This is a genomic window from Rhodopila sp. (genome assembly GCF_965277825.1).
Lineage (GTDB): Bacteria > Pseudomonadota > Alphaproteobacteria > Acetobacterales > Acetobacteraceae > Rhodopila.
In genome coordinates, this window is the sequence record NZ_OZ255846.1 from 3,408,396 (window position 1) to 3,424,396 (window position 16,001).

The 16,001-nt window shown below is 66.6% G+C and carries 11 protein-coding genes and 1 pseudogene; 6 read left to right on the top strand and 6 right to left on the bottom strand.

From position 1 onward, the window contains the following. Positions 1-183: 183 nt before the first annotated feature. The gene (locus ACQY4T_RS16760; protein ID WP_428532856.1) at positions 184-3,300 is read right to left on the bottom strand and encodes an efflux RND transporter permease subunit; all 3,117 of its coding nucleotides are present in this window, start codon (positions 3,298-3,300) and stop codon (positions 184-186) included. A gap of 30 nt (positions 3,301-3,330) precedes the next feature. Between ACQY4T_RS16760 and ACQY4T_RS16765 the strand changes: the two genes are divergently transcribed. Beyond that, the gene (locus tag ACQY4T_RS16765; RefSeq protein WP_428532859.1) at positions 3,331-3,582 is read left to right on the top strand and encodes a hypothetical protein; all 252 of its coding nucleotides are present in this window, start codon (positions 3,331-3,333) and stop codon (positions 3,580-3,582) included. Between the two features lie 198 nt (positions 3,583-3,780). Here the strand turns inward: ACQY4T_RS16765 and ACQY4T_RS16770 are convergent, their stop codons facing one another. The 5 genes and pseudogenes from ACQY4T_RS16770 to ACQY4T_RS16790 form a co-directional block, all read right to left on the bottom strand. After that, the gene (locus tag ACQY4T_RS16770) at positions 3,781-4,080 is read right to left on the bottom strand and encodes a HigA family addiction module antitoxin (protein ID WP_428532862.1); all 300 of its coding nucleotides are present in this window, start codon (positions 4,078-4,080) and stop codon (positions 3,781-3,783) included. Between the two features lie 91 nt (positions 4,081-4,171). Further along, a pseudogene (locus tag ACQY4T_RS16775) lies at positions 4,172-4,411 on the bottom strand (type II toxin-antitoxin system RelE/ParE family toxin); the annotation flags it as partial. A 111-nt stretch (positions 4,412-4,522) separates the two neighbouring features. Continuing rightward, positions 4,523-7,807: an efflux RND transporter permease subunit gene (locus ACQY4T_RS16780; RefSeq protein ID WP_428532865.1), complete on the bottom strand. Its 3,285-nt coding sequence runs from the start codon at positions 7,805-7,807 to the stop codon at positions 4,523-4,525. Positions 7,808-7,888: 81 nt separating this feature from the next. Beyond that, a complete protein-coding gene (locus ACQY4T_RS16785; protein ID WP_428532868.1) occupies positions 7,889-9,289 on the bottom strand; it encodes an efflux RND transporter periplasmic adaptor subunit in 1,401 nt (466 codons plus the stop codon). Positions 9,290-9,455: 166 nt separating this feature from the next. Then, entirely contained in the window at positions 9,456-10,973 is a 1,518-nt protein-coding gene (locus ACQY4T_RS16790; RefSeq protein ID WP_428532871.1) for an efflux transporter outer membrane subunit, read from the bottom strand. A 335-nt stretch (positions 10,974-11,308) separates the two neighbouring features. Here ACQY4T_RS16790 and ACQY4T_RS16795 point away from each other — a divergent pair, with 335 nt between their 5' ends. The 5 genes from ACQY4T_RS16795 (at position 11,309) to ACQY4T_RS16815 (ending at position 15,997) form a co-directional block, all read left to right on the top strand. After that, positions 11,309-12,061: an ABC transporter ATP-binding protein gene (locus ACQY4T_RS16795; RefSeq protein WP_428532874.1), complete on the top strand. Its 753-nt coding sequence runs from the start codon at positions 11,309-11,311 to the stop codon at positions 12,059-12,061. An 18-nt stretch (positions 12,062-12,079) separates the two neighbouring features. Then, entirely contained in the window at positions 12,080-12,775 is a 696-nt protein-coding gene (locus ACQY4T_RS16800) for an ABC transporter ATP-binding protein (RefSeq protein ID WP_428532877.1), read from the top strand. A gap of 93 nt (positions 12,776-12,868) precedes the next feature. Beyond that, positions 12,869-14,110, top strand: coding sequence for an ABC transporter substrate-binding protein (locus tag ACQY4T_RS16805; RefSeq protein ID WP_428532880.1), 1,242 nt, complete (start codon positions 12,869-12,871; stop codon positions 14,108-14,110). Positions 14,111-14,142: 32 nt separating this feature from the next. Continuing rightward, positions 14,143-15,030, top strand: coding sequence for a branched-chain amino acid ABC transporter permease (locus ACQY4T_RS16810; protein ID WP_428532883.1), 888 nt, complete (start codon positions 14,143-14,145; stop codon positions 15,028-15,030). Position 15,031: 1 nt separating this feature from the next. After that, complete coding sequence (locus ACQY4T_RS16815) at positions 15,032-15,997, top strand: branched-chain amino acid ABC transporter permease (RefSeq protein WP_428532886.1); 966 nt, start codon at positions 15,032-15,034, stop codon at positions 15,995-15,997. Positions 15,998-16,001 lie beyond the last annotated feature (4 nt).

Sequence of the window (16,001 nt, forward strand, 5' to 3'; positions counted from 1 at the left end):
CTCGGCGAGCAACAGCGGGCCATCCGTCGTGCCGGGGCACTGGCGAGTCCGTCCTGGCGGCTTCCCACTGGCCGCCTCGCTTAAACGCTTTGTTCGGGAGGGCGATGCACGCTTTTGGTGATGCCACCAAAAGCGTGCATCGCCCTCCAGCCGGGTTTGCCTGGCGGCTTGCCCTCGGGGGCGTCATTCCGCGCTGAGCGGGGCGGGTTCGGGCGAGCCGCGATGCCAGACCGCGCCGCGCCGTCCGGCCAGGCGTTCCAGCGCCAGGTAGACCACCGGCGTGGTGTAGAGCGTCAGCATCTGCGACACGATCAGGCCGCCGACGATGGCGATGCCCAAGGGGCGGCGCAGCTCCGATCCGGTGCCGAAGGCGAGTGCCAGCGGCAGCGCCCCCAGCAGCGCGGCCAGGGTGGTCATGGTGATCGGGCGGAAGCGTTCCAGGCAGGCGGAATGGATCGCCTCGAACGGCGACAGTCCGCGCTGGCGTTCCTGTTCCAGGGCGAAATCGACCATCATGATGGCGTTCTTCTTGACGATCCCCATCAGCAGGATGATGCCGATCAGTCCCATGATCGACAGCTCGGTTCCGGTCAGCCACAGCGCCAGCAGGGCGCCGAGGCCGGCCGATGGCAGGGTGGAGATGATGGTCAGCGGGTGCAGCAGGCTTTCGTAGAGCACGCCCAGCACGATGTAGATCGAGATGAATGCCGCGGCGATCAGCAGTGGTTCGGAGGCGAGCGATTTCTTCAGGTATTGGGCGTTGCCGGCGAAGCCGGTATGGACGTCGTCGGGCATGCGCAGTTCGCGGGCGGCGTTCTCGACCGCGGTTTCGCCGGTTTCCAGCGCCACGCCGGGAGCCAGGTTGAAGCTGAGCGTGGCGGCGGGGAACTGGCCCTGGTGGCGCACCGCGAGCGGGGTGGTGCCGCGCTCGAAGTGCGCCACCGCGGACAGCGGCACCTGGGCGCCGCCGGCGGCGCCGACGTAGAGGCGGGACAGCAGCGAGGGATCGGTCTGCAACTTTGGGTCGATCTCCAGCACGACCTTGTACTGGTTGCGTTGGGCGTAGATGGTGGAGACCTGGCGCTGGGCGTAGGCGTTGTTCAGCGCGTTGTCGATGTCGCTGGTGCGCACGCCGAGCCTTGCCGCGGCGTCGCGGTCGATGATGACGTTGATCTGCGGGCCGGCCTTGTCCTGGTCGGAGGCGACGTCGACCAGGCCGGGGGTGTGCTTCAGCTCGTCCTCCAGCGCCTGTGCCCAGTGGCGCATCTGGCCGAGGTCCTGTGCGGTGAGCGCGTATTGGTATTGCGAGCCGCCCTGGCGGCCGCCGCCGCGCAGGTCCTGGGCGGAGAACAGGAAGGTCTGGATGCCCTTGACCCGACCCAGTTCGCCGCGCAGGCGGTCGATGACGGCCTCGGCGGAGAGCGAGCGCTGGCTGCGCGGCTTCAGGCTGATGGTCATCCAGCCGCGGTTCAGCGAGGCCCAACCGGACGACACGCCGACGGTGGAGGACACCGTCGCGATGGCTGGGTCGGCCAGCAGCACATCGACCGCCCGGCGCTGCAGGTGTTGCATGGTCTGGAACGAGACGTCGGGGTCGGCCTGGGTCGAGCCCTGGATGATGCCGGTGTCCTGCTGCGGCATGAAGCCTTTCGGCACCACGCCGTACATCCTTATGGTCAGCACGATGGTGAGCAGCGTGAGCAGCAGCATGAACACCCGGTGCGCCAGCGCCCAGTCCAGGGTGCGGGCGTAGAATTGTTCGGTGCGGCGCAGCGCGGCGTCGATGATACGCCACAGCCTTCCGTGTCCGCCCTTGGGTTCGGCCACGGTCATGTAGCGGCCGCAGATCATTGGCGTCACCGACAGCGAGACCACGGCGGAGACCGCGATCGCCATCGTCAGGGTCATGGCGAATTCGTGGAACAGCCGGCCGAGGATGCCGCCCATGAACAGCAGCGGGATGAACACCGCGACCAGGGAGATGCTGATCGAGAGCACGGTGAAGCCGATCTGGCGGGCGCCGACGCGGGCGGCCTGCATGGCCGGCATGCCGCGTTCGGCGTGGCGCACGATGTTCTCGATCATGACGATGGCGTCGTCGACCACGAAGCCGACCGAGACGGTGAGCGCCATCAGCGAGAAGTTGTCGATCGCGTAGCCCATGAACCACATGCCGGCGAGGGTGCCGCTGATCGAGAGCGGCACGGTGACGGCGGCGGCCAGGGTGGGGATCAGGCGGCGCATGAAGACCAGCACCACCATCAGCACCAGCGCGATGGTGATCAGCAGGGTGTACTGCACGTCGGCCACGCTGGCTCGGATCGTGGTGGTGCGATCCGACATCACCGAGACCTGGATGCCTGGCGGCAGCCAGCGCAGCAGTTGCGGCAGCAGCGCGCGCACGCCGTCGGCGGTGGCGATGACGTTGGCGCCGGATGACTTGGTAATGGTGAGCAGGATGGCCGGCTGCTTGCCGTCCCAGGCGGCCAGCCGGGTGTTGGTGGTGCTGTTGATCACGCTGGCCACGTCGGACAGCCGCAGGGTGGCGCCCTTGACGGTCTTGACGATCAGCGGGCGGTATTGCGCGGCCTGCCAGATCTGGCCGTTGATGCCGATCGAGGAGGCCTGATCGGTGCCCTCGAAGCCGCCCAGCGGCTGCAGCACGTTGGCGTTGCGGACGGCGGTATAGACGTCTTGTCCGGACAGCCCGGCGGCGGCGAGGCGGACCGGATCGAGTTGGATGCGCACGGCGGGTTTCTCTGATCCGTTGACGGTGACCTGGGCCACGCCGGGGGACTGCGACAGGCGCTGCGCCAGGATGGTGTCGGCGGCATCGTAAAGCTGCGCGGTGGAGAGCGTGGTGGAGGACAGCGCGATCTGCAGCACCGGGGCGTCAGCGGGGTTGAATTTGCGGTAATAGGGCCGGGTCGGCAGGTCGGCGGGCAGGTCCACGGTGGCGGCGTTGATCGCGGCCTGCACGTCGTGGGCGGCGCCGTTGATGTCGCGGTCGATGTCGAACTGGATGATGATGGAGGTGTTGCCGACGGCGGAGACCGAGGTGATCTCGGTGACGCCGGCGATCACGCCGAGGCGGCGTTCCAGCGGGGCGGCGATCGAGTTCGCCATGGTTTCGGGGTCGGCGCCGGGGCGGGCGGCGAACACGATGATGGTGGGGATGTCGACGCTGGGCAGCGCGGCGACGGGCAGGAAGCGATAGGCGACGAGGCCGGACAGCATAAGCCCGATCGAGAGCAGGATGGTGGCGACCGGGCGGGGAATGAACAGATCGGAGAAGCGCATCGGTCAGGTGTGTTCGGCGCCGGAGGGGACATGCAACCCGATTGCGGCTGCGTCGTTACGGTGGTTCCCACTTTTCGCGAGATGTCGATGCGCCGAATGCTGCTGCTTGCTGGCTGCACCCTGATGCTGGCTGGGCTGGCTGCCTGCCACCAGGAAGGACCGGCCGAGAAGGCTGGATCGAGCCTGGATAACGCTGGAAATAAGGTGCAGGACACGTTGGATCCGCCGCAGGGGCCGGGTCAGGCGGCTGGGCGCAAGGTGGACCGGGCGCTGGGGAATTAGTATCCCGCAGTGAGCTAAAAAGCGCGGTCGTGGCGTTTTGCTGCTGTCGTCAGCGTCAGCGGAAACGACTGGAGTGATAGCGTGCCACGCGCTGGGCGCGTGCGATCCGGTGGCACGCCGACGGACAGACAAGCGCGTCGGACAGAAGCAGCCTACGCTCCGACCTCCACGAGGTGGCCGTCGCACTGTCTGCACGACTTAGGCCAATGCCCGTTCGTCAGGAGCACTGAACGGAACGATGTCGATCGCCAAGGCCCGCTGCCTTGCGTGCCAGAGATCATATTGCATCTGCATTCGCAGCCAATGATCGGCGGTGGTCCAGTTGGCCTTTTCGAGCCTGATAGCCATTTCGGGAGACACGCCGCTGTGACCGTTCAGGAGATCCGATAGCGTCTTGCGCGTGACGTGTAGCCCCGCTGCGGCGGCGGTGACCGTGAGACCGAGCGGCTTGAGGTAGTCCTCCCGGATGATTTCGCCGGGGTGGGGCGGGTTGAACATCTTAATCAGCTCTCCGGTGCATCATCGGTGTGAGATCGCGGTTCGCTTTGACCGCGTGTTAGGGCGCTGTGAACGTTCTGCACAACGCGCGTTAGTGGTAGTCAACCAGATCGTCGTTCACGACAGCCGTGCCGTCGAATTCGAACACCAAGCGCCAGTTCCCAGAAACCCAAACGGACCATTCGCCTTTGCGTGCGCCTGTCAGTTGGTGCAGACGGTAGTTCGGTGTGTTCATGTTTTGCGGACCCTCGGCGGTGGTCAGGGCGAGCAGGATTCGACGTCGTTTGCCGGATTGCTGCGCATCGATGCCTTTGGTTGTGCCTGTCGTGAAGAGTTGCTCAAGACCCTATGTGGCGGAAACTCCGGATCATTGCTTTGCTAAGTGTGAGGTGACGGGTGACGAATATCAATCCGGCTTTTGGGCACCTGATCGCTGGAAAACTTACTCCGCTGCCGCTGGTTCAGCCGAGCGGGGGCCGATCAGGCGCTGGCGGAGGCGTTCGAATGCCAGGTAGATCGCCGGGGTGGTGTAGAGGGTGAGGAACTGCGACAGCAGCAGGCCGCCGATGATGGTGACGCCCAGCGGGTAGCGCAGTTCGGATCCGGCGCCGTGTTCCAGGACCAGCGGCAGGGCGCCGAGCAGGGCAGCCATGGTGGTCATCATGATCGGGCGGAAGCGCAGCAGGCAGGCCTCGCGCATTGCTTCATGCGAGGACAGGCCTCGGCTGCGTTCGGCCTCGATCGCGAAGTCCACCATCATGATGGCGTTCTTCTTAACGATGCCCATCAGCAGCACGATGCCGACCAGTGCCACCAGCGACAGGTCGATGCCGCAGGCCATCAGCGCGAGCAGGGCGCCGATGCCGGCGGACGGCAGGGTGGACAGGATGGTGATCGGGTGGATCCAGCTTTCGTAGAGCACGCCCAGAACGATGTAGATCACCACCACGGCGGCCAGGATCAGCCAGGGTTCGGCGGCGAGCGAGGACTGGAACTCGGCTGCGTCGCCGGAATAGTTGCCGGTGATGGTCTGTGGCATGCCGATGTCGGCAGCGGCGCGGGCGATGGCGTTGACGGCGTTGCCCAGGGCGTAGCCGGGGGCGAGGTCGAAGCTCAGGGTGACGGCGGGGAATTGCTCCTGGTGGGTGATGACCAGCGGGGCGGTGACTTTTTCGATGCGCGCGATCGCCGACAGCGGCACCTGGGCGAAGGGGGTGCCGGATATCTGGGCGCCGGCGGTGCCGGACGCCTGGTTGCCGGACGCCTGATTGCCAGACGCCTGGTTGCTGGACATTGGGGTGCTGGCCGTGCCGGACCCCTGGTTGCCGGGGGCGCTGGTTGTGCCGGACGCCTGGTTGCCGGACGCTGGGGCGCTGGCTGTGCCGAACATTTGGGCGCCGGCGGTGGCGGGCACGCGCAGCAGGCGCAGGCTGTCGGGATCGGCCTGCCACAGCGGATCGGCTTCAAGCACCACGCGGTACTGGTTGGCCTGGCCGAAGATGGTGGAGATCTGGCGCTGGCCGAAGCTGTCGTAGAGGGTGTCCTCGATCGCCTGCATCGACACGCCGAGGCGCATCGCGGCATCGCGGTCGACGACGATCTGGGTGCGGAAGCCGTCGTCTTGCTGGTCGCTGGCGACGTCGCGCAGTTGCGGCAGGGTGGCGAGTTTGGCACGTAGGCGGGGTGCCCAGGTCGCCAGTTCGGCGGCGTCGGTGTCCATCAAGGTGTATTGGTATTGGGTGCGGCTGACCCTGGTGCCGATCTGGATGTCCTGCACCGGCTGGAAGAACGCGGTGATACCGGGGATCGGGGTGATCGCCGCCTTCAACCGGGCCAGCACGGTGTCGAGCGGGGCGCGCTGGCCGACGGGCTTCAGCGCGATGGTCAGCCGGCCGGTGTTGGGGGTGGTGTTGATGGTGCCGGCACCGACGAAGGAGACCACCCCGGTGACTGCCGGGTCCTGACGGACGATCTCGGCCATGCGGGTCTGCAGCGCCAGCAGCTTGGGGATCGAGGCGCTTTGCGCGGCCTCGGTCACCGCGAGGATGACGCCGGTGTCCTGGCGCGGCAGGAAGCCTTTTGGCACCACCGTGTAGAGGCCGAGCGTGCCGGCCAGGGTGAGGGCGCCGACCGCGAGGACCAGGGGTTGGTGGGCAAAACTCCAGTCCAGGGTGCGGCGGTAGCCGGCGAGCAGGCGGTCGAAGCCGCGCTCGCTGATGCGGGCGAGCAGGCCGGGCTTGGCGTCGTGGGTGGGGCGCAGCAGGCGGCCGCACATCATCGGGGTCAGGGTCAGCGAGATGACCGCGGAGACCACCACCGAAACCGCCAGGGTGACGGAGAATTCCCTGAACAGGCGGCCGACCACGCCGGTCATGAATAATAGCGGGATGAACACCGCGATCAGCGAGACGGTCAGCGACACGATGGTGAAGCCGATCTGGGAGGCGCCGCGGAACGCGGCCTCGAGAGGGGGTACGCCGCGTTCGATGTAGCGGACGACGTTTTCGATCATGACGATGGCGTCGTCGACCACGAAGCCGGTCGCGACGGTCAGCGCCATCAGCGAAAGGTTGTCGAGGCCATAGCCCAGCATCTGCATGATGCCGAAGGTGCCGATCAGCGACAGCGGCAGGGCGATGGCGGGGATGAAGGTGGCGCGCGGGCTGCGCAGGAAGGCGAAGATCACCAGCACCACCAGGACCACCGACATGATCAGGGTGTATTGGACGTCGGCGACCGAGGCGCGGATGGTCTCGGTGCGGTCGGTGACGACGGCGATGTCGATGCCCGACGGCATGGCCTTGCGCAGGCGGGGCAGCGCCTCCTGGATCGCCTGCACGGTCTGCACGATGTTGGCGCCGGGCTGGCGCTGGATGTCGAGCACCACGGCTGGGGTGCCGTCGTAGGTTGCGGCGACGCGGTCGTTCTCGATCCCGCCGATGACGTTGCCGATGGCGGACAGCCGCACCGGGGCGCCATTGCGCCAGGCGATCACCAGGTTCCGGTAGGCGCTGGCATCGACCAACTGATCGTTGGCGCCGAGCGAGAATGCCAGCCGGGAGCCGTCGAAGCCGCCCTTGGCGCCGTTGACGTTGGCGGCGGCGACGGCGGTGCGGACATCCTCCATCGCCAGGCCGTAGGCGGCGAGCCTGGCGGGATCGACCCGCACCCGGACGGCGGGGCGCATGCCGCCCTGCACGGTGACGCGCCCGACGCCGGCGATTTCGGAGAGTTTCGGTTGCAGCAGGGTGTCGGCGGAGTCGCTGACGACGTCGATCGGGACGCGGTTCGAGGTGAGGGCCAGGGTCAGGATCGGTGCGTCGGCCGGGTTCACCTTCGAGTAGGTCGGCGGGTATGGCAGGTTGGTGGGCAGCGTTGCGGCGGCGGCGTTGATTGCCGCCTGGACGTCCTGGGCGGCGGAATCCATCGACCGGTTGAGGCCGAACTGCAGGGTGATCTGGCTGGTTCCCTCGGCGCTTTGCGAGGTCATCAGCACGAGGCCGGGGATCTGGCCGAACTGGCGTTCGAGCGAGGCGGTGATCAGGGTTTCGGTGGTTTCGGGGCTGGCGCCGGGAAGCTGGGTGACCACCTGGATGGTGGGAAAATCGACCTCCGGCAGGGCCGAGACCGGAAGGGCGCGGTAGCCGAGCGCGCCGGCCAGCAGGATCGCCAGCGCCAGCAGCCAGGTGGCGATCGGGCGAGCGATGAACGGTTCGGAGATGCTCATCGGGGCGACGGACGGGTTCCAAGCGCCGGCGGCGCTTGGCGGGGTCGAGGGGGGGCGCCCCTCGGCTTGCTTTTCCGGTGGCTACCGAGGCGCATCCCGACCGACCCCCGGTGCCGCCGGTTGCTCGGGCCTTGGCGCCGCGTCGGCGTCCGGTTTGGCGATGGTGACCTTGGTGCCGTCCGACAGCCGGGAGGCGCCGTCGGTCACCACGGTTTCTCCGGGGCGGAGGCCCGCCTTGATGATCGATTGCTGCTCGTCCTCGTAGCCGACGGTGACGAGTTTCCGTTCCGACTTCAGATCACTGCCGATGACGAAGACGTAAGGGCCGCGCGGGCCGCGCTGGATCGCCGAGGGGGGCACCACGATCGCGTCGTTGGCGGTTTCGGTGCGCAGCCTGACGCGGACGAAGCCGCCCGGCCAGAGCATTTGGCGCGAGTTCGGGAACACCGCCTTGAGCTTGATCGTGCCGGTGGTCGGATCGACCTGGTTGTCCAGCACGGTCAGGCGTCCGGTATCGAGCAGCGTTGCCGCGGCGCCGGCGGCGTCCTGGGCGAACGCCAGCACCGGTGCGCCGCCATTGGGTTCGCCGCCGTTGGGTGCGTTGCCGTTGGATGCGCCGCCATTGGGTGCGCCGCCGTCGGGTGTATTGCCTTTGGGCGCGCCGATATTGGATGCGCCGCCGTCGGGCTCGTTGCCGTTGGGCGCGCTGCCGTTGGAGGCGTTGGCGTCGGCCATCGCCTGCGCCACTTTCGGCAGCGCCTGTTGCGGCAGGGTGAACAGCACCGCGATCGGCTGCAACTGGGTGATCACCACGATGCCGGTACTATCAGTCGCGTGCACGATGTTGCCGGGATCGACCTGGCGGATGCCGGTGCGTCCATCGATCGGGGCGGTGATCGTGGTGTAGCTGAGCTGGGTCCGCGCGGTGTCGATCTGCGCCTGGTCCTGCTGCACCAGGGCCTCGAACTGGGCCACCTGGGCCTTGGCGGTATCGGCCTGCTGCGCCGAGGTGTAGTTGTTGGCGACCAGCTTCTGCTGGCGGGCGAGGTCGAGCCGAGCATTGGCGAGCTGGGCCTGGTCCTGGGCCTTCTTGGCCATCGCGCTGTCGAGCGCGGCCTGGTAGGTGCGCGGATCGATCTGGGCCAGCACGTCGCCCTTGTGGACCTCCTGGCCCTCCTTGAACTTCACCGCGATCAGCGGGCCATCGACCATGGGCTTCATGGTGACGGTGTAGAACGCCTGCACGGTGCCCAGGCCGTCGAGGTAGATCGGCACGTTGCTGGCGGTTGCCTGGGCGGTGAGCACCGGGACCGGCTGGCCGGCATCGGCGTCGTGCTTGGCGGGCGGCGGCGCCGCGCCGGGGAAGAACCAGATGGCGTAGATGATGGCGGCGGCGAGCAGCAGGCAGAGGCCGACCATGCCCCAGCGGCGCAGGCGGGGCCGCGCGCGGATGTCGGCCGGTTCGCGTGTTAGTGCGTCCATGCGGGGGGCGTCCATGCGGGGGGCGTGCATGCGGGGGGCGTGCATGCGGGGGGCGTGCATCCGGAGGCTTTCCGTGCGATGCCGCGGTCGCCGGGGTTGGGGCGAGGAGAGGCTTGCTGGTCGGGGTGCCTGGGCGCCCTGCCCTGCCCTGCTGTCGAGCCGCCGGTCATCTGATGTTTTCTCCGATCGGAAGCGCCACACCGCCGCTGATCAGGCCGGGGTCGAGGCCAGGGAAACCAGCGTTGATGGGCCCCGGCGGCGCCGCCCAGCCGCCGCCCAGTGCCTTGTATAGACTTAGCAGTGCCTGCGCACGTGCAAGACGCACCTGCACCAATGTGTCCTCGTCGCTGAACAAGGTGGTCTCCGCGGTCAGCACGGTGGTGATATCGACGGTGCCGGCTGCCATCTGGGCGCGGGCGATGGTCGCCGCGGTGCGGGCGGTGTCGACGGCGACGCGCTGCAGGCGCTCCTGTTCGGTGGCGTAGCGCCAGCCGGTCAGCGCGGTGTCGACGTCGGTGAAGGCCTGGATCACCGCCTTCCGGTAGTCGGCCAGCAGCTCGTCATAGCGGCCCTTGGCGAGATCGAGCTGACCGCGCAGCGTGCCACCGTCGAAGATCGGCAAGGTCAGGCCCTCGGCCAGCGAGGCCAAAGCGCCGCCCGGAGTGATCAACTGGTTCAGCGCGGCGGCCTGATAGCCGGCACTGGCGGTCAACTGGATGGTGGGGAAGAACGCCGCGCGCGCCACGGTGATGTTGAAATTCTGCGCCACCAGCAGGGCCTCGGCCTCGGCGACGTCGGGACGCCGGGCGAGCAGCGCCGAGGGCAGGCCGGGCGCGACCACGGGCAGCGCCAGATCGGTCAGCGTGCCAGGGCGCACCGCGATGCGTTCGGGGGGCTGGCCGGTGAGGATGCCGAGGCCGATGACCTGCTGTTGCAACTGGCTGACAAAGCCGGGAATGAGGGCGCGCTCGCCGGCGACCAGGGCGTCCTGCTGGGCGATGTCGAGGCGGCTGGCGGTGCCGGCCTCGAAGCGGCCGCGGATCACCCGCTGGGTCTGTTCTGCGTCGGCCAGGTTGCGCCGAGCCACTGCCAGGCGATCGGCCAGCGAGAGGGCGACGAACCAGGTGTTGGCGACCTCGGTGACGATGGTCAGCGCCACGGTCTGCTGATCGAACCGGCTGAACACCGCCGAGGCCACCGCGGAGCGCCGGACGGCTCGGTTGCGGCCCCAGAAGTCGAGTTCGTAGGCGGCGTTGAGGCCGATGCCGTAGCTGTGGAAGTCGAAGCTGGCATTCGAGCCGCCGAATCCGCCGCCGCTGAAGCGGCCGCCGGTGCCGAGGCCTTCGTGTTGCCAACTGGCGTTGGCGGTGGCGTTGATGTCGGGCAGCAACGGCGCGCCGGCGATGCGCACCTGGGCATCGGCCTGGCGCACCCTGGCGATGGCGGCGGCGATGTCGAAGTTTTGCGTGCGCGCTTGTTGGATCAGCCGGTCCAGCTCTGCCGAGCGGAAGCGGCGCCACCAATCGGCGGATGGCCAGGCGGCGGCCGCGGTTTGCGAGGTTGCGCGGTAGGAAGCGGGTATGTCGAGCGGCGGGCGCCGGTAGTCGTGGCCGATATCGCAGCCGGACAGCAGCGAGATCGCGCCAAGCAGGCGGCAGCACAGGGCGAGGGGACGACGATGCACCAACGGCTGCGTGGTATAACGCGGCGGTTGCGCGCGGGAAGGCTTTCGTTGACCGGCGGCGTGAGGTTGCGGCTTTTTCACCCGCCGGCGCCGTCGCGGGGGCTTTGGTTTGTCGTGGCGGACCGTCGGCTGGTGTGCCTTGCGGTGGGTGTGTGGTTGCGTGCAGGCGGATCATCGCAACCGCCGTTGCGGCGGGTAAAAGCCGCGCCGCGCGGTGTGACCGCGGAGCGATCAAATCACCGCATTCCGCGCCGGACGCAGCCTTGCACCTCGGCACGGTATATGCAAAACGCCCTGACACTGGAATTAATCTAAACCGAGGGAGACGTCCGGGGGTGAGCGACACCATCCTGGAAACTGATGGCTTGACGCGTGAATTCGCCGGCTTCGTCGCGGTGGATAGCGTCTCCTTGCGGGTGCGGACCGGCACCATCCACGCCCTGATCGGTCCGAACGGCGCCGGCAAGACGACCTGCTTCAATCTGCTGACCAGCTTCCTGGCGCCGACCCGGGGCAGCATCAGGTTCAAGGGTCGCGACATCACCGGGATGAAACCGGCGATGGTGGCGCGGCTGGGGTTGGTGCGCAGTTTCCAGATCTCGGCGGTGTTCCCGCATCTGACGGCGCTGGAGAACGTCCGGCTGGCGTTGCAGCGGGCGCGCGGTGCGAGCTTTGACTTCTGGCGTTCGGAATCCGCGCTGAAGGTGTTCGACGACCGAGCGCATCAATTGCTGTTCGATGTCGGGCTGTCGGGGTACACGGCAACGCCGGTCGCGGACCTTTCGTATGGTCTGAAACGAGCGCTGGAGATCGCCACCACACTGGCACTCGATCCCGAAATGATGCTGCTGGACGAGCCGACCGCGGGCATGGCGCATGGTGACGTGGATCGCATCGTCGAGCTGATCCGGCGCATCCGGCAGGGTCGTACCATCCTGATGGTGGAGCATAACCTGTCGGTGGTGGAAGGGCTGTGCGACACGATCACGGTGTTGACGCGGGGCAAGGTGCTGGCCGAGGGCAACTATGAGACGGTCTCGGCCAACCCCGAGGTGATCGCGGCCTATCTCGGCACCGTGGACGCATGACCGTGGCGGCGCGACGCGATGCTTGAAGTCAAGGGCCTGAATGCCTGGTACGGCGAGAGCCATATCTTGCACGGGGTGGATTTCGAGGTGCGCGAGGGCGAGGTTGTCACGCTGCTGGGGCGCAATGGGGCGGGCAAGACCACGACGATGAAGTCGATCATGGGGCTGGTGCCGCGGCGCGAGGGGCAGGTGAAGTTTCGTGGCGCCGAGATGGTCGGGTTGATGCCGAACCAGATCGCCCGGGCGGGTATCGCGCTGTGCCCCGAGGAGCGCGGCATCTTTGGGTCGCTGTCAGTGACCGAGAACCTGATGCTGCCGCCAGTCGTCGCCCCCGGCGGGCTGTCGGTGGCCGAGGTCTATGCGCTGTTCCCCAACCTGAAGGAGCGCGCCCGCACCGCGCACGGCACCAAGCTGTCGGGTGGCGAGCAGCAGATGCTGGCGATCGGGCGGATCCTGCGCACCGGGGCGAAGATGCTGCTGCTGGATGAGCCGACCGAGGGTCTGGCTCCGGTGATCGTGCAGCAGATCGGGCGCACCATTCGGGAGATCAAGGATCGCGGTTTTACCGTGCTGCTGGTCGAGCAGAATTTTCGCTTCGCGGCCACGGTGGCGGATCGGCACTACGTGATGGAGCACGGCAAGATCGTCGATATGATACCGAACCATCTGCTCGGGTCCAGCATGGACAAGTTGCACGAATATCTCGGGGTCTGACGGACGAACGGGGCCGGCGGGTCCGCGACACGGCGGGCGACCACCAGGTGACGACTGATCAGTATAGTCTTACGCAAGCATAGAGGTTGATCGATGACTTTGACACGCCGTTCCGCACTTCGCACCGCCGCTCTGGCCGCCACCTTGCCGGTCGCGGCGCCGCTGCTGCGTCCGGCGCGGGCGCAATCACCGGTGATCAAGATCGGCGTGCTGAACGATCAGTCGGGGCCTTATGCCAACACCGGCGGCATCACGTCGGTGATCTGCGCCAAGCAGGCGCTGGAGGATTTCGGCGTCGCGGCCAAGGGGTTGAAGGTCGAGGTGATTACTGCCGATCACCAGAACAAGCCCGACCTCGCGGTCTCGATCGCCAGGCAATGGTTCGACCGTGACGGTGTCGATATGCTGCTTGACGTGCCGACGTCGTCGGTGGCGCTGGCGCTGCAGTCGGTGGTGCGGGAGAAGAACAAGGTCTTCCTTAATTCGGGGGCGGCGACTTCGGCGCTGACCGGGTCCGCGTGTTCGCCCAATTTCGTGCATTGGACGTATGACACCTACATGCTGGGCAAATCGACCGGCGGGGCGGTGGTGAAGGCGGGCGGCGATTCGTGGTATTTCATGACCGCCGACTATGCTTTCGGCAAGCAGTTGCAGGCCGACACCACGGGCTTCATCAAGGCGTCCGGCGGCAAGGTATTGGGGGCGGCGCAGTATCCGTTTCCCGGCACCACCGATTTTTCATCGTTCCTGGTGCAGGCGCAGTCCAGCGGGGCCAAGGTGCTGGGTCTGGCGAATGCCGGCGGCGACACGGTGAACTCGATCAAGCAGGCGAACGAATTCGGCTTGAACAAGTCGATGAAGCTGGCGGCGCTGCTGATGTTCATCACCGACGTGCACGCGCTTGGGCTGGATGTGGCGCACGGGTTGAATCTGACAGAGAGCTTCTACTGGGATATGAACGATCGCACCCGAGCGTTTACCAAGCGGGTGCTGCCGAAGACGCCGAAGAATTATCCGAACATGAGCCATGCCGGCTGCTACTCGGCGACGCTGCATTACTTGAAGACGGTGGCCGAGATGGGGGCGGCCGAGGCGAAGAAGGATGGTGTCGCCACGGTGAACCGGATGAAGGCGATGCCGGTGGATGACGATTGCTTCGGCACTTCGAAAATCCGCGAGGACGGGCGCAATCTGGTCACGTCTTATCTGTTCGAGGTGAAGCAGCCGTCCGAGAGCAAGGCGCCGTGGGACTACTACAAGCTGGTGGCGACCACGCCGGGCGACGAGGCTTTCCGTCCGCTGGCCGACGGTCATTGCGCTTTCGTCAAGGCCTGAGATCTGGGGAAGCGCATGGCCGGGCAAGCATCATGATCATGATCTTCGGCATTCCCGGCCCGCTGCTGTTCGGGCAGCTTCTGCTGGGGCTGATCAACGGCGCATTCTATGCCATGCTGTCGCTTGGGCTGGCGGTGATCTTCGGCTTGCTCAACATCATCAACTTCGCTCATGGGGCGTTGTTCATGATGGGGGCGTTCGCCTCGTGGATGCTGCTGAACTACTTGGGGATCGGCTATTTCCCGTCGCTTATCCTGGCGCCGTTGCTGGTCGGCATTATCGGGGTGGTGCTGGAGAAGACCATCATCAGCCGGTTGTACAAGCTGGACCATCTGTATGGGCTTTTGCTGACCTTCGGCATGGCGCTGGTGATCGAGGGATTGTTCCGCAACGCCTATGGCAGTTCGGGCCTGCCGTATCGTATTCCCGACATTCTGCAGGGCGCGGTCAACCTGGGGTTCATGTACCTGCCGATCTACCGTGGCTGGGTGGTGGTGGCGGCGCTGGTGGTGTGCCTTACGACCTGGGCGATCATCGAGAAGACGTCGCTTGGCGCCACGCTGCGGGCGGCGACCGAGAATGCCCCGCTGGTGCAGGCGTTCGGGGTCAATGTGCCGCGGATGATCACGCTGACCTATGGCGCGGGGGTGGCGCTGGCGGCGTTCGCCGGGGTGCTGGCGGCGCCGATCTACTCGGTCAATCCGAACATGGGGAGCAACTTCATCAACACGGTGTTCGCGGTGGTGGTGATCGGCGGGATGGGGTCGATCATGGGCTCGATCCTGACTGGCTTCGGGCTTGGCGTGATCGAGGGGCTGACCAAGGTGTTCTATCCGCAGGCCTCGGCCACCGTGGTGTTCCTGGTGATGGTGATCGTGCTGCTGGTCAGGCCGCGCGGGCTGTTCGGGAAGGCGGCCTGAGATGGCGGGTTTCTCCCGCGCGCAGACGCATGGGATGTTCGGCTTCTCGCGCGCGCAGGCGATCGCCTTCGTGGTGATGGTGGCGGTGATCGCGGTCAGCCCGTTCGTGCTGTATCCGGTGTTCCTGATGCGGGTGCTGTGCGCGGCGCTGTTCGCCTGCGCGTTCAACCTGATTATCGGCTATGTCGGGCTGCTGTCGTTCGGTCATGCGGCGTTTTTCGGTATGGGCAGCTATGTGGCGGCGTGGACGATGAAGCATTGGCATGTGGATGCCTCGATAGCGATCATCTTCGGCGGGCTGACCGGGGCGGCGCTGGGGCTGGTGCTGGGGTATCTGGCGATCCGCCGGTCGGGCATCTATTTTGCCATGATCACGCTGGCGCTGGCGCAGATGGTGTATTTCTTCTGCCTGGAGGCGCCGTTCACGGGTGGGGAGGACGGCATCCAGCAGGTGCCGCGTGGGCATCTGTTCGGTTTCATCAATCTTAATAACGATATGACGATGTACTGGGTGACGGCTGCGGTGTTCATTGGCGGTTTTCTGCTGGTGCACCGGATCATCCACTCACCGTTCGGCCAGGTGCTGAAGGGCATCCGGGAGAACGAGCCTCGGGCGACTTCGTTGGGGTATCGGACCGATGACTACAAGCTGATCGCGTTTGTGCTGTCGTGCACGATCGCTGGGGTGGCGGGGGGCACCAAGGCGCTGGTGTTCGGGATCGCGACGCTGACCGATGTGAACTATCCGACGTCTGGCGAGGTGGTGCTGACGACGTTGCTGGGCGGGCTGGGGACGGTGTTCGGGCCGGTGGTGGGCGCGGGGGTGGTGACGGCGATGGAGAACTACCTGGCGCAGTTTGGGGCCTGGGTGACGGTGACTCAGGGGGCGATCTTCATGATTTGCGTGCTGGCGTTCCGGCGCGGGATCATTGGGGAGTTGGGGGCGTGGCTGCGGATTTCTTTGTGAACGG